This is a genomic window from Methylobacterium sp. CM6247, assembly GCF_054817925.1.
Genome location: NZ_JBTXKX010000003.1, coordinates 4,826,620 through 4,847,155, shown reverse-complemented (window position 1 = coordinate 4,847,155; position 20,536 = coordinate 4,826,620). Strand labels below are relative to the sequence as shown.

17 protein-coding genes are annotated in these 20,536 nt (G+C 66.8%); 11 read left to right on the top strand and 6 right to left on the bottom strand.

The window, feature by feature from the left end; translation table 11 throughout:
- The first annotated feature begins 54 nt into the window (after nucleotides 1–54).
- From ACYQOP_RS23955 to ACYQOP_RS23945, 3 genes are all read left to right on the top strand, one after another.
- Nucleotides 55–1,869 (top strand): ABC-F family ATP-binding cassette domain-containing protein, encoded by a 1,815-nt coding sequence (locus ACYQOP_RS23955; RefSeq protein ID WP_461224562.1) that lies wholly within the window; start codon nucleotides 55–57, stop codon nucleotides 1,867–1,869.
- A 936-nt stretch (nucleotides 1,870–2,805) separates the two neighbouring features.
- Nucleotides 2,806–4,809, top strand: a complete 2,004-nt coding sequence (locus ACYQOP_RS23950; RefSeq protein WP_461224560.1) for a BON domain-containing protein — start codon at nucleotides 2,806–2,808, stop codon at nucleotides 4,807–4,809.
- A 12-nt stretch (nucleotides 4,810–4,821) separates the two neighbouring features.
- A complete protein-coding gene (locus tag ACYQOP_RS23945; protein ID WP_461224558.1) occupies nucleotides 4,822–5,208 on the top strand; it encodes a hypothetical protein in 387 nt (128 codons plus the stop codon).
- 28 nt (nucleotides 5,209–5,236) lie between these two features.
- Here ACYQOP_RS23945 and ACYQOP_RS23940 read toward each other — a convergent pair whose 3' ends face one another.
- The gene (locus tag ACYQOP_RS23940; RefSeq protein WP_461224556.1) at nucleotides 5,237–7,543 is read right to left on the bottom strand and encodes a lytic transglycosylase domain-containing protein; all 2,307 of its coding nucleotides are present in this window, start codon (nucleotides 7,541–7,543) and stop codon (nucleotides 5,237–5,239) included.
- A 185-nt stretch (nucleotides 7,544–7,728) separates the two neighbouring features.
- On the opposite strand from ACYQOP_RS23940, the gene dapA reads away from it, so the two are divergent.
- The gene (gene dapA, locus ACYQOP_RS23935; protein WP_056424428.1) at nucleotides 7,729–8,628 is read left to right on the top strand and encodes a 4-hydroxy-tetrahydrodipicolinate synthase; all 900 of its coding nucleotides are present in this window, start codon (nucleotides 7,729–7,731) and stop codon (nucleotides 8,626–8,628) included.
- A gap of 136 nt (nucleotides 8,629–8,764) precedes the next feature.
- On the top strand, nucleotides 8,765–9,238 hold the full coding sequence (gene smpB, locus ACYQOP_RS23930; RefSeq protein WP_018044478.1) for an SsrA-binding protein SmpB: 474 nt from the start codon (nucleotides 8,765–8,767) through the stop codon (nucleotides 9,236–9,238).
- 223 nt (nucleotides 9,239–9,461) lie between these two features.
- Here smpB and ACYQOP_RS23925 read toward each other — a convergent pair whose 3' ends face one another.
- Nucleotides 9,462–9,635, bottom strand: a complete 174-nt coding sequence (locus tag ACYQOP_RS23925) for a hypothetical protein (RefSeq protein ID WP_156467672.1) — start codon at nucleotides 9,633–9,635, stop codon at nucleotides 9,462–9,464.
- Nucleotides 9,636–9,848: 213 nt separating this feature from the next.
- Here ACYQOP_RS23925 and ACYQOP_RS23920 point away from each other — a divergent pair, with 213 nt between their 5' ends.
- On the top strand, nucleotides 9,849–10,472 hold the full coding sequence (locus ACYQOP_RS23920; protein ID WP_461224553.1) for a prephenate dehydrogenase/arogenate dehydrogenase family protein: 624 nt from the start codon (nucleotides 9,849–9,851) through the stop codon (nucleotides 10,470–10,472).
- A 79-nt stretch (nucleotides 10,473–10,551) separates the two neighbouring features.
- On the opposite strand, the gene ACYQOP_RS23915 is transcribed toward ACYQOP_RS23920, so the two are convergent.
- The 4 genes from ACYQOP_RS23915 to rpoZ form a co-directional block, all read right to left on the bottom strand.
- Nucleotides 10,552–11,250: a LabA-like NYN domain-containing protein gene (locus ACYQOP_RS23915; protein ID WP_056423758.1), complete on the bottom strand. Its 699-nt coding sequence runs from the start codon at nucleotides 11,248–11,250 to the stop codon at nucleotides 10,552–10,554.
- Nucleotides 11,251–11,602: 352 nt separating this feature from the next.
- Complete coding sequence (gene pyrE, locus ACYQOP_RS23910; RefSeq protein ID WP_056423759.1) at nucleotides 11,603–12,193, bottom strand: orotate phosphoribosyltransferase; 591 nt, start codon at nucleotides 12,191–12,193, stop codon at nucleotides 11,603–11,605.
- A 104-nt stretch (nucleotides 12,194–12,297) separates the two neighbouring features.
- Nucleotides 12,298–14,535 (bottom strand): RelA/SpoT family protein, encoded by a 2,238-nt coding sequence (locus ACYQOP_RS23905; RefSeq protein WP_461225452.1) that lies wholly within the window; start codon nucleotides 14,533–14,535, stop codon nucleotides 12,298–12,300.
- Nucleotides 14,536–14,714: 179 nt separating this feature from the next.
- Entirely contained in the window at nucleotides 14,715–15,125 is a 411-nt protein-coding gene (gene rpoZ, locus ACYQOP_RS23900; protein ID WP_461224550.1) for a DNA-directed RNA polymerase subunit omega, read from the bottom strand.
- 255 nt (nucleotides 15,126–15,380) lie between these two features.
- Here rpoZ and ACYQOP_RS23895 point away from each other — a divergent pair, with 255 nt between their 5' ends.
- The 5 genes from ACYQOP_RS23895 to fabF all read left to right on the top strand — a co-directional run bounded on the left by ACYQOP_RS23895 (nucleotide 15,381) and on the right by fabF (nucleotide 19,923).
- Nucleotides 15,381–16,103, top strand: a complete 723-nt coding sequence (locus ACYQOP_RS23895) for a carbonic anhydrase (protein WP_207410526.1) — start codon at nucleotides 15,381–15,383, stop codon at nucleotides 16,101–16,103.
- A gap of 241 nt (nucleotides 16,104–16,344) precedes the next feature.
- Nucleotides 16,345–17,286 carry an ACP S-malonyltransferase gene (gene fabD, locus ACYQOP_RS23890; RefSeq protein WP_461224548.1) on the top strand — a complete coding sequence of 314 codons (942 nt, stop codon included), beginning with the start codon at nucleotides 16,345–16,347 and terminating at the stop codon, nucleotides 17,284–17,286.
- Nucleotides 17,287–17,300: 14 nt separating this feature from the next.
- The gene (gene fabG, locus ACYQOP_RS23885; RefSeq protein ID WP_056423767.1) at nucleotides 17,301–18,041 is read left to right on the top strand and encodes a 3-oxoacyl-[acyl-carrier-protein] reductase; all 741 of its coding nucleotides are present in this window, start codon (nucleotides 17,301–17,303) and stop codon (nucleotides 18,039–18,041) included.
- 292 nt (nucleotides 18,042–18,333) lie between these two features.
- A complete protein-coding gene (locus tag ACYQOP_RS23880) occupies nucleotides 18,334–18,570 on the top strand; it encodes an acyl carrier protein (protein WP_018044468.1) in 237 nt (78 codons plus the stop codon).
- 93 nt (nucleotides 18,571–18,663) lie between these two features.
- Complete coding sequence (gene fabF, locus ACYQOP_RS23875; protein WP_056424431.1) at nucleotides 18,664–19,923, top strand: beta-ketoacyl-ACP synthase II; 1,260 nt, start codon at nucleotides 18,664–18,666, stop codon at nucleotides 19,921–19,923.
- The last annotated feature ends 613 nt before the right edge of the window (nucleotides 19,924–20,536 follow it).

Here is a 20,536-nt window from a genome sequence, read left to right as displayed (position 1 = left end):
CACAGGCAAAACCGCATTTGTTCGGGAGCGGCTGCGCTGCCATAAGCCCGCATCATGGCTGCTCCCCCGCTTCTCACCCTCCAGAACGTCGCGCTCACTTTCGGCGGCACTCCGCTGATCGAACAGGCCGACCTTGCGATATCCCCCGGTGAACGGACTTGCCTCGTCGGCCGCAACGGCTCGGGCAAGTCGACGCTGATGAAGATTGCCTGTGGGCTCATCGAGCCCGACAAGGGCGTGCGCTTCGTCCAGCCCGGCACCACGATCCGCTACCTTGCGCAGGAGCCGGATTTCTCGGGGTTCACCACCACCCTCGATTTTGTCGAGCACGGTCTCACCCATGGCGACGACGCCTACCGCGCCCGCTACCTGCTGGAGAGCCTGGGCCTGACCGGCGCCGAGAACCCGGCGAGCCTGTCGGGCGGGGAGGGGCGGCGCGTGGCCCTGGCGCAGGCACTGGCACCCGAGCCCGACATCCTGCTGCTCGACGAGCCTACCAACCATCTCGACCTGCCGGCCATCGAATGGCTCGAAGCGGAATTGAAGTCCGTGCGCGGCGCACTCGTTCTCATCAGCCACGACAGACGCTTCCTCTCGGCCCTGTCGAAGACCACCGTCTGGCTCGATCGCGGCATCACGAGGCGGATCGAGCAGGGCTTTTCCACCTTCGAGACCTGGCGCGACGCCTTCTTCGAGGAAGAGGAGCGCGACCGGCACAAGCTCGATCGCAAGATCGCCGACGAGGAGCATTGGCTGCGCTACGGCGTCACGGCGCGCCGCAAGCGCAACGTCCGGCGGCTCGGCAACCTCCACGCCCTGCGCAAGGACCGCCGGGAGGACCGCCGCCCCGTCGGCACCGCGACGATGACCTCGACCGAAGCGGAGAGTTCCGGCGCCCTGGTGATCGAGGCCAAGAACGCCGCCAAGGCCTATGGTGAGCGCCGCATCGTCGACGATCTCTCGATCCGGGTGATGCGTGGCGACCGGCTCGGCATCGTCGGCGCCAACGGCGCCGGCAAGACCACCCTCATCAACCTGCTCACGGGACAATCTGCACCGGATTCCGGCACCGTCGCCTTGGGCACGAACCTCAAGATGATGCTCCTCGACCAGGCCCGGGCTGTGCTGGACCCGTCGATGACGGTCACCGAGGTGCTCACCGGCGGTAGCGGTGACAGCGTGGTCGTCGGCGGCGTGAGCCGTCACGTCATCGGCTACCTCAAGGACTTCCTGTTCGCCCCGGAACAGGCCCGGACCCCGGTGAGGGTGCTCTCCGGCGGCGAGCGCAACCGCCTTCTCATCGCCCGAGCCCTGGCCCAGCCCGCCAACCTCCTGGTCCTCGACGAGCCCACCAACGACCTCGATCTCGAGACCCTCGACCTCCTGCAGGAGATGCTGTCCGATTATTCCGGCACGCTGATCCTGGTGAGCCACGACCGTGACTTCCTCGACCGCGTCGTCGGCAGCGTCCTCGTCAGCGAGGGGGAGGGGCGCTGGGTCGAGTATGCCGGCGGCTATACCGACATGGTGACGCAGCGCGGCCAGGGCGTCGAGGCGCGCAAAAGCGCCACCGCGCCTCGCCCCGACGGCAAGGTGAAGCCGGGCCGCCTCGTCAGCACGTCCGCGCCTCCGGCACCCAAGACGAAGATGGGGTTCAAGGACCAGCACGAGCTGAAGACCCTGCCGGAGCGAATCGCGAAGCTGCAGACCGAGATCGCCAAGATCCGCACCGTCCTCGCCGACCCGCAGCTCTACAGCCGCAATCCGGCCCTGTTCCAGAAGGCCTCGGCGACCCTCGCGGCGGCGGAGGCCGACCTCTCGGCGGCCGAGGACCGCTGGCTGGAGCTGGAGATGCAGCGGGAAGGGTGAGGCGGGCCGCCCTTCGCACCGGACGCCCGGCAGAGCGTGTCGGCTCGGGCTCCCCCGCTCGGTGACGCGCCCCCCTCGACCGGGGGAAGCCGGGGGGACCCTTTACGACCCCGAACTGTCCGCATTGAGGAAGGGGACGAGAATCCCGGTCCCTCCGCCAGGGTCATGGCACCTCACGGAGGGGCGAGAACGCTCCTGCCGAGACAGAGGGCACGGAGCGTTCACGAGACCTTCGCCCCCGATGGGACGCCATAGATCGCCGAGGCTTCCCGATCGCGGTCCCATGGCCGAGACCGTTCTCCGCCACATGAAACTTCTTGATAAAATTCCTATTCCATGCCTATATCCCCACACCTGCCGCCCAGCGAAGGGGGCCTGTCCGGTGACCGACCGGGCGGGCCGAAAGGGGCGGCGGGGCGGTGCCTGCGTCGGTGGTTTCGGTCACCATCGCCCCGGGCGGCGGCTCGATAGTCTGTTGGCTCGGATGGGGGCGCGGTAGGTCGGGAGTTAAATGCCCCGGCACCGACCCCGTTCTGGGCTGCCATGACGAGGTTTGCGGCCCCTCCAATACGAGAGGGCGTGCGGGGCAAAGTCCGTTCGAACAGCCGGGCTGGGATGCAACACGACCACCTCAGGCGCGACGCAACGCGAGGACCGCTGGAGACACCGCGACGCAAAACAGGCCCCGGCGGGAACGCCGGAGCCTGACGGGACGCCGGGGGACCGGCAAACTTATTATAGCGCTCAATGGGTTCCGCGGCGTCCCGCGTCCCCTGTTTGGGGCTTCTTCTGGGCCATGCCCCCGGCGCTTGTCCGCGCGCGGGGGTGAAGGCATGTGGACAAGGAAAGAGGCGGCGATCGATGGGAATGAGCCTGCGGCGTCTTCAAGATGCCGCGAAGCGGGTGTCTGGTGGCGGCCGATCCCCGAGGTTCGCATTGACCGCCCTCCCGTCCCCCCCCTTGCTCAAGAAATTCGGCTGGGCCGTCGGCCTGCCCGGACTGGCGCTCATCGTCGGCGTCGCGACGCCGTTCCTCGCCACCCGCGCGGAGCGGCGGCTCGACGACAACGCCGAGGCTGTCGTACGTGCGACGGCCGAGACGGGGTTGGAGCCCTGGCTGCGCCTGACGGTACGGGGCCGTGACCTCATCGCCACCGGGGAGGCGCCCGACGAGGCCGGGCGCGTCGCGGCCCTCGACAGGCTCAAGCGCCTGCCTGGCCTGCGCCACGTGGTCGGGCGTATCGGGATCGTCGAGGATGCCTCGCCCTTCGTCTGGACGGCGACACGCACCAGCCCGGAACGGATCGAACTGACCGGCAACCGGCCTGTCGAGATCGGTCCGAGTGCCCTTGCCGCGAAGCTCGCCCCGGAGCTTCCCTCCGAGACCAGGATCATCGATCAGGCGAAAGCCGCGCGCGGGGCACCGCCGGACTTTTCCGCCGCCTCTGCCTTCGCGCTCGAACAGCTGAAGCCGCTGGCTCCGGGCGCCAGCGCCACCATCGCCGACACCACCGTGTCGCTCAGCGGCGAGGCATCGACGGTGGCAGATTACGAGGCCGTCAGACAGGCCTTGGCCCATCCTCCGACCGGCTTCACCATGGGCAAGGTCGACATCCGGCCGGCAGCGACCCCCGATTTCCGGTTTGCGGTGACCCGCGAGCGCGGCGGCAACCTCGTCCTTTCGGGTAATGTTGTCTCAGAGACGGCCCGCGAGGAGATCCGCGCCATGGCGGACGACGCCGCCGATGGCGCCACGGTGGACGACCGGATGCAGACCGCCCGTGGTCTTGCGGATGGGATCGATCCGACCACGCTCGGCCGCTTCGCCTTCCAGCTTTCGTCCCTGTTGCAGGACGGCAGCGTTACCTATTCCGACTCGCGCCTGTCGGTCTCAGGAACCGCCCTCGACGGGCAGGCCATCGGCGAGATCGACGCGCTTTTGCGCGACGGGCGACCGTCCGGCACCAGGGCTGGGCCTGTCGATCTCGCCGCCATGCCGCTCTCGCCCTATCGCTTCATGGTCCGGCGTGAGAGCGATGCGGTGACGCTGACGGGACATCTTCCCGACGGCGCTACGCGCGACCGTATCCTGGCGACGCTGCGACCGCGCTTCTTCCGCGAACGCATCGTCGACAAAAGCCGCATCGCGGAGGGCGCGCCGGCCAATCTCACCGGCGCCATCGAGGCCGGCATCAGCGCGCTGTCCGTGCTCGCCACGGGCGAAATCCGCATCTCGGACAGGACTCTCGCGCTCTCCGGGAATAGCCTCTACCGCGAGAGTGCCGGACGCTTCGAAATGGACCTCTCCCGGCGGATGCCGGCCGGTTGGCAGGGGCAGGCCGAGGTCAAGCCGCCAGCCAGCGAGACCATGGAGGATAAGGCCTGCCGGGGCTCGTTCGACCGCGCGATCGAGGGGCGCCGCCTGCTCTTCGCCCCCGGCAGCGTCACCCTGAAGGCGGAGTTCTATCCGACCCTCGACGCGGTGGCTTCAGCTGCGAAAGCCTGCACCGGCCTGCGCATCGAGGTGACGGGGCATGTCGACCCGGCCGGTGCCGCGGGCGCACCGAAACCCGCCCTCGATGCGGGAGTGGATAACACTTCTTCCGTCGATTCGGGGAAGGCTCGGGACGCCGACAAGGCCTCGAAGCCGGTGGTCGCGAAGACCGACAAGCCCCCGGTGAAGCCCGCCGATCCCAAACCGGCTCCGGCGAAGGACGGCAAGGACAAGGCGACCGGCGACAAGGCGGCGAAGGATGCCAAGGCGGAGGCCCCGAAAGAGGCGAAACCGGCGGAGCCGGAACCCGACATGGCTCGACAGCGAGCTCTTGTGATCGTCGAGTATCTGCTCCAAGCCGGCATCCCGGCGGACAGGATCGTCGCCGCGCCCGCTGGTCGCGCCAATGCCACCGGGCAGGGCGTCGGCCTCGCCCTGCGCTCCTGAGAGATCGTCCCGATGCTTCTGCTGTTGACGATTCTCTGGCCCGCGCTGGCCGCCAGCCTCGCGCTGGGCACCGCCATCGGATGGCACTTCGGACCGCCACGCGACCGGCTTTCGACCGCCATCGGGCTCGGACTCGGATTTGGGGCCGTTGCGCTCGCTGGGCTCGCTTTCAGCGGGCTCGTACCGGGCCGTCCGGGCTTCTGGGTGGAGAGCGCGGCGCTGAACCTGACGGCCTACTTCCTCGGCGCCGGAACCGGAGCACTGGCGAGACTGACGCGTCCACCGCCGCCGAGGGCGCCGGGCCTCGACGGTGTCCGCCGCTCCCCCGACCGCCTCGCTCCATCACCGAGACCGGCTTCCAGTGCCGAGCGGAGGCTTCGAGGAAAAGTTTCGGGATGAGGTGGCCGGGGGAGGATAAACCCTCCGCTCACCGCGCCCCGCGCTGAAGGTCCCCCTCGATCAGCAAGGCGCTCTTGCCTTCCAGCCGGCTGCGATAGACCTGCAAATTCTCCATCACGCGCTGGACGTAGTTGCGGGTCTCGGTGAAGGGGATGCGCTCGACCCAGTCGATGGGATCGACCCCGGTCCGGCGCGGATCGCCATAGGCGTCGATCCACTTCTTCACGTTGCCACCACCGGCATTGTAGGAGGCGAAGGCGAGGATGTAGGAGCCGCGCCAATCCTCCATCAGCTCACCGAGATGGGCCTGGCCGAGGCGGGCATTGTAGGCGGGATCGCTGGTGAGGCGGTCCTGGTCGTAGGAGGCGCTGACCCGTCGCGCCGTGCGCTGGGCGGTGGCCGGCATCATCTGCATCAACCCACGGGCGCCGACGCTCGACTGGGCGCGGGGATCGAACTGGCTTTCCTGGCGGGCGATGGCGAAGACCATGGCCTTCTCCACCAGGGGAACGGCGGCGGAGGCCTCGTAATCGGGGATGCCGATGGTCGGGTAGGCATGGGCGTCGAGGGGCAGCCCACGCTGCACCGCGAGCTTACCCACCGCCACGAGGGCTCGGGAATTCCGCACCTCCACGGCGAGGTTGCCGAGCGCGCTGAGCTCGGCCGGGTTGGTCAGGCGATTCGCCGTGTCGATGTAGAGCGGCAGCGCCAGATCCTTCAGCGAAGCCGCCTCCAGCATCCGCAGCGCCCGCGTGGTCAGGCGGTTGTCGAACGCGGCCGCGGCAGCGGGTTCGAGATCGGGGACGACGCGGAGCGGCAGGCTCGCCTGCCCGAGCTTCGCCCGCGCGAGCTGCCCGTAATAGGCGATCGGCTGAAGCGCCGCGCGCTCGTAGAAGGTCTTGGCCAGCCCGGCTTCGCCTGCCGCCTCGGCCGCGCGGCCCTGCCAATAGGCCACGCGGGCCAGCGAGATCGGCGTCTCGGCAATGGTCGCGGCCTTGGCGAAATGGTTGGTGGCCTTGGCCGGATCGTCGAGGAAGCGCAGGGCGATCCAGCCGGCATGGAACTCGGCCTCGATCCGCTTCTCCACGGTACGGCCGCTATGGCCGGCGGCGACCTCGTAGGCGAGGCTCGGATTGCCGATGTCGATGAGCTTGCGGGCGACGATCCGGCGCTCGACCCACCATTCGTCGCCATCCACCAGGACATCGCCGTTGGTGGGGGCGGTGGCGAGGATAGCTGCGGCTTCCACCGCCTTGTCGGCCCGGCGCAGGTATTGCGCCCGCGACAGGATGTAGGACGGATCGCTGCGGAGCGACGGCGGCACGGCGTTGAGCGCGGAGGCGGCCGACGAGCTCTTGTCCTCCACGGCCCGGCGGGCGCGGACCAGACTGGCGTAGCCGCCGCCGGCATAGGAGGCGGCCCGGCCGGCCGTCTCGTAATCCTCCTTCAGGAGGGCGCGCTCCATGCGGAAGCGGTGATCGACGCGGGTGAGGACACTCGGAAAGGCATCCATCACCTTGGTCTCGAGGGCGCGCCCGAAGGTTTCCGAGCGCCACAGCTCGCGGACCAGGGAGGCGGCGTCCTCGTCGAGGGAATCGGCCCGGAAGGCGAGGGCGAGGGCGAACTTGCCGGGAGCGCTCGACGGACGCGTTCCGGCGAAGAAGGCCCGCACGGTCGCCGGGTTCTTGCGCTCGGTGAGAAGCGCCTCCTCGGCACGGCGGCGCAGGAGCGGACCCGCCGGCCATTCCGGGTTCGTCCGGGTGAAGGAGACAGTGCGCTCGAAACCGATTCCGGAGCCGGCGCGGATTGCCACCCATTCGAGCAGAGCGAGGGCCGCCGGATCGGTGAAACCGTCGCGCAGGCGGTCGCCTTCGGAGACCTTGCCGCGCCGATAGGCGTCGATGGCCTGGCGCAGAGCGGGGAGGTCGACATCCGGCGCGACCTGCGCCGCGCGGGCGGGGTCGGGCACTTCCGGTACGGGCGCGGCCGGCGTCATGGCGGCGTCGGGAAGCGGGAAGGCGATCGGCGCTTCCGGATCGGCGGAGGCATAGGCCTTGGCGGCGGCGGGCAGGGCCTTGCTCGCCACGGTCTCGGCGCTGCGGTCATCCAGCTTCAGCGCATCGGCGGCGACCGCCTCGGTCTCCGCGGCCTTGCTGTCCGGCACCATGACGGAGGGGGCGACGGCGTCGCTCGACGGGCGGGTGGTGACATCCTCCCCCTGGGCCGCGGCGGCCGGGAAGATCGTGTTCGGCACGACCAGCATCGTCGTCCCCGCCAAGGCAAGGGCGAGGGAAACGGGGAGGGCGGCACGATGCGAGCGTGTCCAGAACGCCATGGTTCTTCAAGTCCCGTCAGATGCGGACATGCCTAAGCTGTCCCGGAGGGCATTAAGAAGTCATTAACCGCGCCGACAGAGCGTTTGCGCGCGTGCCGGCAAGGCCCTATGTCTGCCCGTCCGCGAGAGCGGTGATGCGGCCGGCACACCGGCCCACCGAAAAATCGACGGCCGGGAACGCCAGGATGACCGACACCACGACACAGCGCCTCAGGGGCGCCATGACCGCGCTCGCCACTCCGTTTCGCGATGGCGCCTTCGACGAGGACGCCTTTCGCAAATTCGTGAACTGGCAGATCGAGCAGGGCATCCATGGCCTCGTGCCCGTGGGCACCACCGGCGAGACGCCTACCCTGAGCCATGACGAGCACGACCGTGTCGTGGCTGCCTGCATCGCCGAGACCGCCGGCCGGGTACCGGTCATCGCGGGCGCGGGCTCGAACTCCACGGCCGAGGCCGTCGACCGGGCCGTCAACGCGGAGAAGGCCGGTGCCGACGCAGTGCTCGTCGTGACGCCCTACTACAACAAGCCGACGCAGGCCGGGCTCTACGCGCATTTCAAGGCCGTCAACGACGCCATCGGTATTCCGATCATCATCTACAATATTCCCCCACGTTCCGTGGTCGACATGAGCGTCGAAACCATGGCGCGGCTGTATGAGCTCAAGAACATCGCCGGCGTGAAGGACGCCACGGCCAAGCTCGACCGTGTCAGCCTGCAACGCCAAGCCATGGGTGAAGACTTCATCCAGCTTTCGGGCGAAGATGCGACGGCGCTCGGATTCAATGCTCAGGGCGGCGTCGGCTGCATCTCGGTGGTCTCCAACGTGGCGCCGCGCCTCTGCGCCAAGCTTCAGGAAGCGACCCTGTCCGGCGATTACGCCACGGCCCTGCGGATCCAGGACCAATTGTTGCCGCTGCATGTGGGGCTGTTCGCGGAATCGAACCCGTCACCGGTGAAATACGGTCTCTCGCGGCTGGGCCATATGAGCGACGAGGTGCGCCTCCCGCTCCTCACGGTCAGCGATGCCACGAAGGCGATCGTCGATTCCGCCCTACGCCATGCCGGGCTGATCGACGGCTGAGCCCCCTCGCAGGCGAAACCCCGGCGAACCATATCAGTGTCGATCGGCCGCGTCGCGCGGCCGGCGACGGCATCAGCTTCCTTCCAGACAAGGGGCATCGGCTCGGATAGGCCGATGCACCAGAACCGACGATGTGATGGCTCCCAAACCGCAAGACACCCGCCGCGTCGTCGCCGACAACCGCGCCGCCCGCTTCCATTACGAAATCTCCGACGTCCTCGAGGCGGGCATCGCCCTGACCGGGACGGAGGTCAAATCTCTGCGCAAGGGCAAGGCGGCCATCGGCGAGGCCTATGCCGGTCCGTCGGGTGACGAGCTGTTCCTGTTCAACGCCTACATCCCGGAATATCTCGAAGCCAACCGCTTCAACCATGAGACCAAGCGTCCGCGCCGGCTGCTGCTCCACCGCAAACAGATCAACAAGCTCATCGGCGCCACGAAGCGCGAGGGCTACACGGTGGTGCCGCTGAAGATCTACTTCAACGAGCAGGGCCGCGCGAAGATCGAACTCGGCCTCGGCCGGGGCAAGAAGCTCCACGACAAGCGCGAGAGCGCCAAGGAGCGGGACTGGGAGCGCGACCGCGCCCGGATCATGCGCGACAAGGGCTGATCGGCGAACGCTCCGTTGACGGGCGATGCCCGTCCTGCCAAGACACCGCCCATGACGACGAACCCGATCCTTTCCGGATTGTATTACGCGCCGCTCCCTTAGCGGCGAGGTGCTCTGTCACGTCTCAACCGCCCCGGTCGTCGGCGGTTGACCCTCTTCCAAGCACCGCTGGCCCCTCGGCTCCATAGAGGTCAGTTCCGTGTCTTTGGTTACGTCCCCTCCATCACGCATCACCGTCGGGATCATCGGATTCGGCGCGTTCGGCCAGCTGATCGCCCAACATCTCGGGCGGTATTTCGCGCTGCGCGCCTACGATCCCGCCCTGCCGCACGCCGACGATATTCAGGCATCTCGCGGGCAGCACGGGTCCCTTCTCCTGGAAGGCAACGGCGTTCACACATCTCGCGGGATGCGCGGGTCCCCTCTCCTGGAAGGAGAGGGACAGGGTGAGGTGTGTGACCTTTTCGGAGGTGGACCACACCTCACCCCAGCCCTCTCCTTCCAAGAGAGGGAGCCCGGCGCGCCTCATGTCGAACCCGCTTGGGAAGGGAGAACGGCCGGCGACCAGATATGTGAATCCAGTACGCAGAAAGGGGCGAGGAAAGCCGGGGTGCGGCTCGGCTCGCTCGCCGAAGTGGCTTCCTGTCCCGTGGTCGTGCTGGCTGCTCCAGTCTCCAAGCTCGCCGAGGTGGTCTCCGCCATCGGACCTCACCTGCGGCCGGGCGCACTCGTCCTCGATGTCGCCTCGGTGAAGATGGTCGCCGCGCAGATCATGGCGGAAGGGTTGCCCGATCACGTCGGGATCGTCGCCACGCATCCGCTCTTCGGCCCGCAAAGCGCGCGCTCCGGCCTGAAGGGGCTGAAGATCGCCGTATGTCCGATCCGGGGGCGGGGAGGCCTGCGCGCCGCGGCCTTCCTACGGAAGCATCTCGGCCTCGATGTCATCCTCACGGATCCCGAGGCACATGACCGGGCAGCCGCCTCGGTTCAGGGCCTGACGCATCTCATCGCCAAGGTCTTCGTCGAGATGGAGCCGCTCCCGACCCGGATGACGACGAAGAGCTTCGACCTGCTGATGCAGGCGGTGGGCATGGTCAGGAACGATGCCCCGGAAGTCTTCGACGCGATCGAGCGCGCGAACCCCTACGCGGCGGATGTGCGCCGCCGGTTCTTCGCGCATGCATCACGGCTGGAGCGTGAACTCTCGGAGCCTCGCTCCAACGCCATGGGGTGAACCGGCAATCGCGGCTTCGGGCATCCGCATACCGGGGGGAGGGAGGCGGGACGCAGACTTCCCCCGGTCGAGTGAACGTCTACTGCTCGCTAACGTCGTCGCCCTGACGGATACCGTAGCGGGTCTCCAGTCCGGGATTGGCGCGGGCGACCGGCCGCTCGGCCACGTCGCGCGTCATGTCCCGTGGAGCCTCCCGCGGCACGTCCCGAGGATTGCGGGCCAGGCCCTCACCCTGGGTCCGGACGCCGCGCTCGCCCGGATCGCGACCGACGCGGGGAATGAGGTGGACGAGGTCGACGAACTCGTCGGCCTGTCGGCGAAGGTCGTCGGCGATCATGGCCGGCTGTGTCTGGATCGTCGAGACGACGGTGACCCGGACCCCGCGGCGCTGCATCGCCTCCACCAGGGAGCGGAAATCGCCATCGCCCGAGAACAGGACCATATGATCGATGCGGGGCGCGAGTTCGAGGGCATCGATGGCGAGTTCGATGTCCATATTGCCTTTGATCTTGCGACGACCGGCGGAATCGGTGAATTCCTTAGCCGGTTTGGTCACAACCCGATAACCGTTATAATCGAGCCAATCGATCAGCGGGCGGATCGATGAATATTCCTGGTCTTCGACCATGGCTGTGTAGTAAAAAGCCCGGATCAAATTGTCGCGAGCTTGAAATTCCTTAAGCAGACGGCGATAATCGATATCGAAGCCAAGCGCCTTCGTTGCCGCGTAAAGATTCGCTCCGTCGATAAACAGAGCACTGCGCTGTTGTGCGCTCATTGAAAGATCCATTTTCTCATCAGAATTTTCAGACGTAAGATGTTGCAGTCCTAATAATTCGTCACATTTGACTGATCATTCGCCGCCCGATGCCTTGACAACCCAAGGTTGATAACGGACAGAACGTTAGAATTAATAATAAATTCTAAGAACCGGTCGAATGCCACAGGCAACGGCCAAGCCTCTCCTTTGTTATTGTCGGATTGACATACCTGTCAACCACGATTGGTATACAATCACCTGAAATTGAGGATAAAACCAGGTTCTGCCGAGAATATTTGCCGGTCTACAACTGTTGCGCCCAATTGCGCATCAGTTCATCGACCACATTCAGTTTTAGCCTTGCTTAAGATTAGGCGGGAGGCATCACCCGGCTACCCGGCTTGACGGCAGGCAGCGCGGCAAGTTCCGGCGGCAAGGCATCGGCAGCATAAGCCGGAATGTCGAGAGTGACCAGGGTAACGAGCGGCAGGCCGATTTCGCCGCGCCCGCCCGAACGGTCGATGAGGCAGGCCGCGCCGATGACCTCCCCGGGCTCGCTTTGGAGCGATGCGAGGCATTCGCGGGCGGAAAGCCCCGTCGTCACGATATCCTCGACGATCACGGCGCGTTGGCCGGCCGGAATGCTGAAGCCGCGACGAAGGCTGAAGGGCCCGCCGGGATCACGTTCGACGAAGATGGCGCGTGCTCCGAGATGACGCGCCGTCTCGTATCCCGGAACGATCCCGCCGATCGCCGGGGACACGACGATGTCGATCGGGCCGAAGCGGGCGACGATGACCTCCGCCAGGGCCTTGCACAGGCGCTCGGTCCGGACCGGATCGGAGAAGATCGCCATCTTCTGCAGGAAGACGCCGGAATGGAGCCCGGAACTGAGCACGAAATGTCCTTCGAGCAGAGCCCCTGCATCGCGGAATTCCGCGAGCACCGCGTCTGGCGTCATGAGAAACGTGTTCCTTGGATAGCGAGTGAGGGCCGCGTTTGTGGCAGCGCGGGCCACCTGGCGCAAGGCGCGCGCCGACGACGCGCCCAGAGGGGTACGGACGCTCAGCCGTTGACGCGGTCGACCCTGCTCACGGTGCGCTTACCGCGCAGCTCGGCGACGATGGCGTTGAGGTGCTTCAGGTCCCAGACCGAAAGATCGATCACGATCTCGGTGAAGTCCTGGGTGCGTCGCTTCATCGAGACATTGTCGATATTGCCGTCGTGGTCGGCGATGACCTGCGCGATCTGGGCCAGAACGCCGGGCTCGTTGATCGATTGCAGGGCGAGGCGCGCGGGAAAACGTTCGCTCCCCCCCGCCTCGACATCCCAGCGTACATCGAGCCAACGCGCGGGTTCGTTGTCGAAATCCGCGAGCGCCGCCGACTGGATCGGATAGATCGTGACCCCGACACCGGGGGTGAGGATACCGACGATGCGGTCCCCCGGCACCGCGCCGCCATTCGGCGCGAAGCTCACCGGCAGGTCGTTGTCGAGCCCGCGGATCGGGATGGCGTCCGGCCGGCCCATATCGGCGGTGCCCTCGGGGAAGGTGAGCCGCATGGCCTGCCCCTTGGCGAGGCTGAGGCGACCGGCGCCCCCGTCCATCGGCTGCTGTAGGGCTGCCGGCGCCGTCCGGCGCTCGTCCTTGTGGTCGGGATAGACCGCGCGGACCACGTCGCCCGAGAACATCTCGCCCCTGCCCACCGCAGCGAACACGTCTTCGGTGCTCTGCCGGGCGAGGCGAGGAAGCGCCCCGCGCAGCTTGTCCTCGGAGAAGTTCTTGGCCGCCCGCTCGAACGCACGGTCGAGGATCTGGCGGCCGAGACCGGCATATTGGCGGCGCACGGCCGAGCGGGTCGCGCGCCGGATCGCGGCGCGGGCCTTGCCGGTGACCACGAGGGATTCCCAGGCGGCCGGAGGCGATTGCCCGTCGGCCCGGGCGATCTCGACCTCGTCGCCGTTGACGAGCTCGATCAGCAGCGGCGCCATGCGGCCGTTGATCTTGGCCCCCACCGCCGTGTTGCCCACGTCGGTATGGACCGCATAGGCGAAATCGATCGGCGTCGCGCCGCGTGGCAAAGCGATGAGGCGCCCCTTCGGCGTGAAGCAGAACACCTGGTCCTGAAACAGTTCGAGCTTGGTGTGTTCGAGGAATTCCTCCGGGCTGTCGCCCTCGGCCAGGAGCTCGATGGTCCGCCGCAGCCATTGATAGGCGCCGCTTTCCGTGGCGAGGCGCGGATGGACGCTGCCGATCTCGTCTTTTCCGCCGGATTCCTTGTAATGGGCATGCGCGGCGATGCCGTATTCGGCGATCTCGTCCATGGCCGCGGTGCGGATCTGCAGCTCGACGCGCTGGCTCTTCGGCCCGATCACGGTGGTGTGGATCGAGCGGTAATCGTTCTGTTTCGGGGTGGAGATGTAGTCCTTGTAGCGACCCGGCACCATCGGCCAGGTGGTGTGCACGACACCCAGCGCCCCGTAACATTCGGACAGGGATTCCACGATGATGCGGAAGCCGAAGATGTCCGAGAGCTGCTCGAAGGCGACGGATTTACGCTCCATCTTGGCGGAAATGGAGAAGGGCCGCTTCTGCCGCCCGGTGACGACGGCGTTGATGCCCTGGGCCGCGAGCTTGGCGGTCAGGTCCCGTTCGATACTCTCGACCAGTCGTTCGGATTTCACGGCGAGGTCGGCGAGCCGCTGGGTGATCGTCGCGTAGATCTCGGGCTTGAGGTTGCGCAGCGCGAGGTCTTCGAGCTCTTCGCGCAGTTCCTGCATACCCATGCGTCCGGCCAGCGGCGCGTAGATATCCAGCGTCTCCTGGGCGATCCGCTCACGCTTCTCCGGCTTCATGTGATGAAGCGTGCGCATGTTGTGCAGGCGGTCGGCGAGCTTGACCAGCAGCACGCGCACGTCCGCCGCGACGGCCAGCAGCAGCTTGCGGAAGTTCTCGCCCTGCGCCGCACGTTTCGAGACGAGGTCCAGGCGCTTGAGCTTGGTCAGCCCGTCCACCAGGGCGCCGATCTCCGGGCTGAAGATCTCGCTGATCTCGTCGAGGGTGGCTGCCGTGTCCTCGACCGTATCGTGCAGCACGGCGGCGACGATGGTGGCGTCATCGAGCCGGAGATCGGTGAGGATCGCGGCGACTTCCAGCGGATGGGCGAAGAACGGATCGCCAGAGGCCCGCTTCTGCGTCCCATGGGCCCGCATGGCATAAACATAGGCGCGGTTGAGAAGGGCCTCGTTGGTGGCGGGGTTGTAACGCCTCACCCGCTCGACGAGCTCGTACTGGCGCATCATCCGCCGCAACACCCTTCACTCATCGTCACTGCCCGCCTCTGTCTCATGTTGTCCCGCATCGCGGCCGGGCACGCCAGACCCATGGCGCCGCATGACACCGGTTTCTCGCCCCGAAAAACGAAAAACCCGGCGCTGGGCCGGGTCTTCGCGGGATCGTCAGTAATAAACGTGTCGTCCGATCACTCGGCCTCTTCTTCCGTCTCGGTCGGAGGAGCGAGGTTCTCGAGACCGCGCAGAAGATCTTCTTCGCTCATCCGGTCGAACTGGACGGCGCCGTCATCGCTGGACGATTGCGGCGCGACGGCGGCGGCAGCCGGCGAGCTCGACAGCAGCGGCACCGTCTCGGCCTCGGGCTCATCCACCTCGACGTATTTCTGCATCGAATGGATCAGCTGTTCCTTGAGGTCGTCGGCGGTGATGGTCTCATCGCCGATTTCGCGCAGGGCGCAGACGGGGTTCTTGTCGCGGTCGCGGTCGATCGTGAGCGGCGCCCCGGCGGCCAACAGGCGGGCGCGGTGGCTCGCGAGCAGGACGAGCTCGAAACGGTTCTCGACCTTGTCGATGCAGTCTTCAACGGTGACGCGAGCCATGCGCAGCGGCTCCTTCCATAGGACCGGGAATAGTATGATTGAACGCGCCTCTTACACCGCCTCGCGTGGCGCAACAAGCGCGACCGTAATATTGCACCCGACGCCGCCACGGGCAGCACGTTCGGGACCGGCGTTCCATTCCCTCTAAGAGCCGCTGCTTATCGCCCGGGCGACAGCGCCCTGCCCCCCGGTTATGCGTGGCACGGTTAAGCTCGTGCGAGCCTTCGCATGGGAATTGAAGAGGGCCCAAACCTCATGACGAAGACGCTCAGCCGCCGCGGCCTGTTCAGCTGTGCCTGCCATCTCGGCGCAGCGGCCTTCGCCGCCACCGCCATGCCGAATCTCGGTCTGGCGGCCAGCCCGTCCACCAAGAAGACGGACCTGACGGCGGATCAGGCGCTGGAGCTGATGAAGGAGGGCAACCGGCTCTACAAGACCGACAGCCCCGTCCGCGCGGTGCAAGGGCGTGAGCGCCGGATCGAGATCGCCCTCGGCCAGACCCCGTTCTGCGTGCTGGTGAGCTGTTCCGATTCCCGCGTCTCCCCGGAGATCCTGTTCGGGCGCGGTCTCGGCGAACTCTTCATCGTCCGCAATGCCGGCAACACCGCCGACACCGCCGCCCTCGGATCGGTGGAATACGCCGTCTCCCAGCTCGGCGTGCCGCTCATCCTGGTCATGGGGCATAGCCGCTGCGGCGCTGTTCAGGCCGCGGCGGATGTGGTCGAGAACAATACCGTCTATCCGGGCTCCATCGGCCGGATGATCGAACCGATCGTTCCGGCGGTGCTCTCGGTGCGCGGCAAGCCCGGCGATTTCCTGGAGAATTGCGTGCGCGCCAATGTCGACCGCGTGGTGAACCGCATGCGCACCGCCTCGGAGCCGGCGCTGCTCGATCCGTTGAAGGCGGGCAAGCTGCGCATCGTCGGCGCATCCTACAGCCTCGACACCGGCACGGTGGATTTCTTCAACGAGGCCTGAGACGGACCTATCGGCAGCCGCCGTACGCCGACCACCGGACGCCCGCGTTTCGGTGATGGGCGTCCGGCGGTGGCAGAGCCAGAGAGCAAGCGCGGCATTCTCATCGACATCGTGGTCTCGATACCGGTCGAGACCGGTATTCGTCCGTCGCTTCGTCTCCGCTCGTGTTGACACTTGCTGCACACGGTGCGACTGCGCCGCCCTTTCCCGTGCGACGACGTGGCAAAGGATTTCGACGAACATGGCGCGCGCATTCATCTTTCCCGGCCAGGGCAGTCAGGCCGTCGGCATGGGCCGGCCCCTGGCGGAATCCTTCCCCCAGGCGAAAGCCGTCTTCGATGAGGTGGACGAGGCCCTGGGCCAGTCCCTCTCGACGCTGATGTTCGAGGGACCGACGGAGGAACTGACCCTCACCGCCAACGCGCAGCCAGCCCTGATGGCGGCGAGCCTCGCGGTCGTGCGCGTGCTCCAGGCGACACGCGGCCTCGATCTCGTTCGCGACGTGGCGGCGGTAGCCGGCCACTCGCTCGGCGAATACACGGCGCTCGCCGCCGCCGGAACGTTCACGATCTCCGATACCGCCCGGCTCCTGCGCATTCGCGGCGAGGCGATGCAGGGCGCGGTCGCACCGGGGGCGGGGGCCATGGCCGCCCTGATCGGCGCCGATGCCGAGCTGGCCCTGTCCATCGCCTCGGAAGCCGCCGAAGGAGATGTCTGCGACGTCGCCAACGACAACGGCGCCGGGCAGGTGGTGCTCTCGGGCGGGAAGGCCGCGGTGGAGCGCGCGGTGGCGATTGCCCAGGCGCGCGGCATCAAGCGTGCGGTGATGCTCAACGTCTCCGCCCCGTTCCATTGCTCGATGATGTCGCCGGCTGCCGAGGCCATGCAGGATGCCCTGACCCGCGTGGCCATGAAGGCACCCCTGGTCCCGGTCTATTCCAACGTGCTGGCCTCGCCGGTCGTCGAGCCCGCCGCCATCCGGCAGGCCCTCGTCGCGCAGGTGACCGGCACCGTGCGCTGGCGCGAATGCGTCGAGGCCATGGCGGCCGCCGGCATCGACCAGTTCTACGAGATCGGCAGTGGCAAGGTGCTCACCGGCCTCGTCAAGCGGATCGCTTCCGGCTCCACCGCGACTCCCGTCGGCACGCCCGACGACGTCGCCGCCTTCCCGACGCTCAGCTGACAACAGGATTGCCCATGTTCGACCTGACCGGCCGCAAGGCCCTCGTCACCGGCGCGACCGGCGGCCTCGGCGGCGCCATCGCCAAGGCGCTCCACGCGCAGGGTGCCATCGTCGCCATTTCCGGCACCCGCCCCGAGGCGCTGGAAGCCCTGTCCGCCGAACTCGGCGGCGAGCGCGTCCACCTCGTGCCCGGCAACCTGTCGGACAAGGATGCCGTCGAGGCCCTGGTGCCGGCGGCCGAGGCCGCGATGGGCGGCCTCGACATCCTCGTCAACAATGCCGGCATCACCCGCGACAACCTCATGCTGCGGATGAAGGACGACGAGTGGGATGCGGTGATCGCCGTGAACCTCACCGCGGCGTTCCGGCTCTCTCGGGCGGCGGTGAAAGGCATGATGAAGCGGCGGAACGGCCGTATCATCAATGTGGGGTCCGTCGTGGGCGCCACCGGCAATCCCGGCCAGGTGAACTATGCCGCCGCCAAGGCCGGCCTCGTCGGCATGACCAAGGCCCTGGCCGCCGAGGTCGCCACCCGCAACCTCACCGTCAACTGCATCGCGCCGGGCTTCATCACCTCGCCGATGACGGATGTGCTCAACGAGAAGCAACGTGAGGGAATTCTCACCCGCGTGCCCATGAACCGCCTGGGCACCGGGGACGAGATCGGCGCGGCAGCCGTCTATCTCGCCTCCGCCGAGGCCGGCTATGTCACCGGCCAGACCTTGCACGTGAATGGCGGCATGGCGATGTATTGAGGCGTCTTTTATTGCCTTGACGCAGAGCACTTTGCTGCACTGCACACGAAAAATAAGTGTTCCTTCGCTCGAAAGAGCCACAGCGATGAACGGTTTGTGAACCGCCCCTCGCCAGCACGAAAACCCTGTGCTACCACCCCGGCTGCCGTGCGAGGGGGGTTGACGGTTCTGCGTGTTGCGGGTTCTCAAGGCCACGCGCGATCGGACACCGGCCGCCTTCAAAATCCTCACAAGCGGGATGGCGGCCACGGCGCCTTCACCATCACGATCGAATAGCTAAGGACCAAGAACGATGAGCGATATCGCTGAGCGCGTGAAGAAGATCGTTGTCGAGCACCTCGGCGTTGAGCCGGAAAAGGTAGTCGAGGGCGCAAACTTCATCGATGATCTCGGCGCCGACAGCCTCGACACCGTCGAGCTCGTGATGGCGTTCGAGGAAGAGTTCAACGTCGAGATCCCCGACGATGCCGCCGAGACCATTCAGACGGTCGGCGACGCCGTGAAGTTCCTCGAGAAGAACTCCGCCTAAGCGCGAGGGGCAAAAGGCGCATCGACAAGCGGGGCTCGATCGCCCCGCGCGCCGTTTGGAATGATGATGACGGGACCGGTTCGGGATAACGCGATGCGTCGGGTTGTGGTGACGGGCTTAGGCATGGTGACGCCGCTGGGAAGCGACGTCGAGACCACCTGGAGCCGGTTGATCGCGGGAGATAGCGGAGCGTCGCAGGTGACAGCCTTCGACGTGTCCGATCTCGCCTGCCGCATCGCCTGTTCGGTCCCGTTCGGAGACGGCAGCGACGGCACCTTCAATCCCGACCGGTGGATGGAGGCGAAGGAGCAGCGCAAGGTCGATCCGTTCATCGTCTACGCCATGGCCGCCGCCGGCCAGGCGCTCGATGATGCCGGATGGCATCCGAAGTCCCACGAGGATCAATGCGCCACCGGCGTGATGATCGGCTCCGGCATCGGCGGGATCGGGGGTATCTACGACGCCTCCGTGACCCTGCACGACAAGGGGCCCCGGCGGATCTCGCCGTTCTTCATTCCCGGTCGCATCATCAACCTCGCCTCGGGCCAGGTTTCGATCGCGCACGGGCTCAAGGGGCCGAATCACGCGGTGGTTACCGCCTGTTCCACCGGCGCCCATGCCATCGGCGACGCGGCCCGGCTGATCCAGTTCGGCGATGCCGACGTCATGGTGGCGGGTGGTGCCGAATCTCCGGTGAACCGCCTCGCGCTTGCGGGCTTCGCCGCCTGCCGCGCCCTCTCCACAGGTTTCAACGACCAGCCAACCAAGGCTTCGCGCCCCTATGACAAGGACCGCGACGGCTTCGTCATGGGCGAAGGCGCCGGCGTGGTGGTGTTGGAGGAATACGAGCACGCCAAGGCGCGCGGCGCTCGGATCTATGCCGAGGTGGTCGGCTACGGCCTCACGGGCGACGCCTACCACATCACGTCGCCGGCCCCGGACGGCGACGGCGCCTTCCGCTGCATGAGCGCCGCCGTGAAACGCGCCGGCATCTCGGCTGGCGACATCGACTACATCAACGCGCACGGCACCTCGACGCCGATGGGCGACGAGCTCGAACTCAAGGCCGTCGAGCGCCTGCTCGGCGACAACGCGGCCAAGGCCGCCATGTCCTCCACCAAATCGGCGGTGGGGCATCTCTTGGGCGCGGCTGGCGCCATCGAGGCGATCTTCTCGATCCTCACCATCCGCGACGGCGTGATGCCGCCGACGCTGAACCTCGACACACCGTCGGTGGAAACGGCCATCGACCTCGTGCCGCATGAAGCCAAGCGCAAGCAGGTGGATGTCGTGCTGTCGAATTCTTTTGGATTTGGCGGGACGAATGCGTCGCTGGTGATGCGGCGGGTCTGACGGCAGAATGCTGTCACCGGCGAGATGGACGGCGGCCCCAGTAAGGGCCAACGCAGCTTGACCCGTTGGTCCCCAGCCGAAAGTCCTGTTTTCCATCGATAGCGACATTCGTCGGAAACGGACGGCAAAGCCGAAACCAGTCGCCCATAGGCGAAAGTTTACTTCTGCATGGTGGCTTTCTTTATTACGCGCGCTGTAGATCAGCGGTGATGCATCCTCCTCGCTCCACCTGCTCCCTAACCTCGTCATCTCGCTCACGGCGAAGATCCTGATCGCCCCAGCCTCGTATCGCCTGCTCGAGCGGCAGGCGGGGGCCTTCCTCGAACGCCTCGTGAGGTTCACGCCAAAGGGCTGTTGGCAACGGGGGCGGGGCCGTGACGATGGAGCGGTAATACGCCTTTTTGCCACAAAACCGGTTCACTCCGTCTCGTATAAGCCGGCCGCCCGGGTGTAGTCAGGTTTGACGCACGGAACCTGTGGCCTCCATCCGGGAGGTCCACCCATGCACCGGCACCTCATTGCCTGAGACTCGTGGCACGCATGGCCCCTGTCGGACATGACAACACGACGACCGCATCGTCGGGCCGAGAAGAGGTTGGCGAGAGGCGAGGCC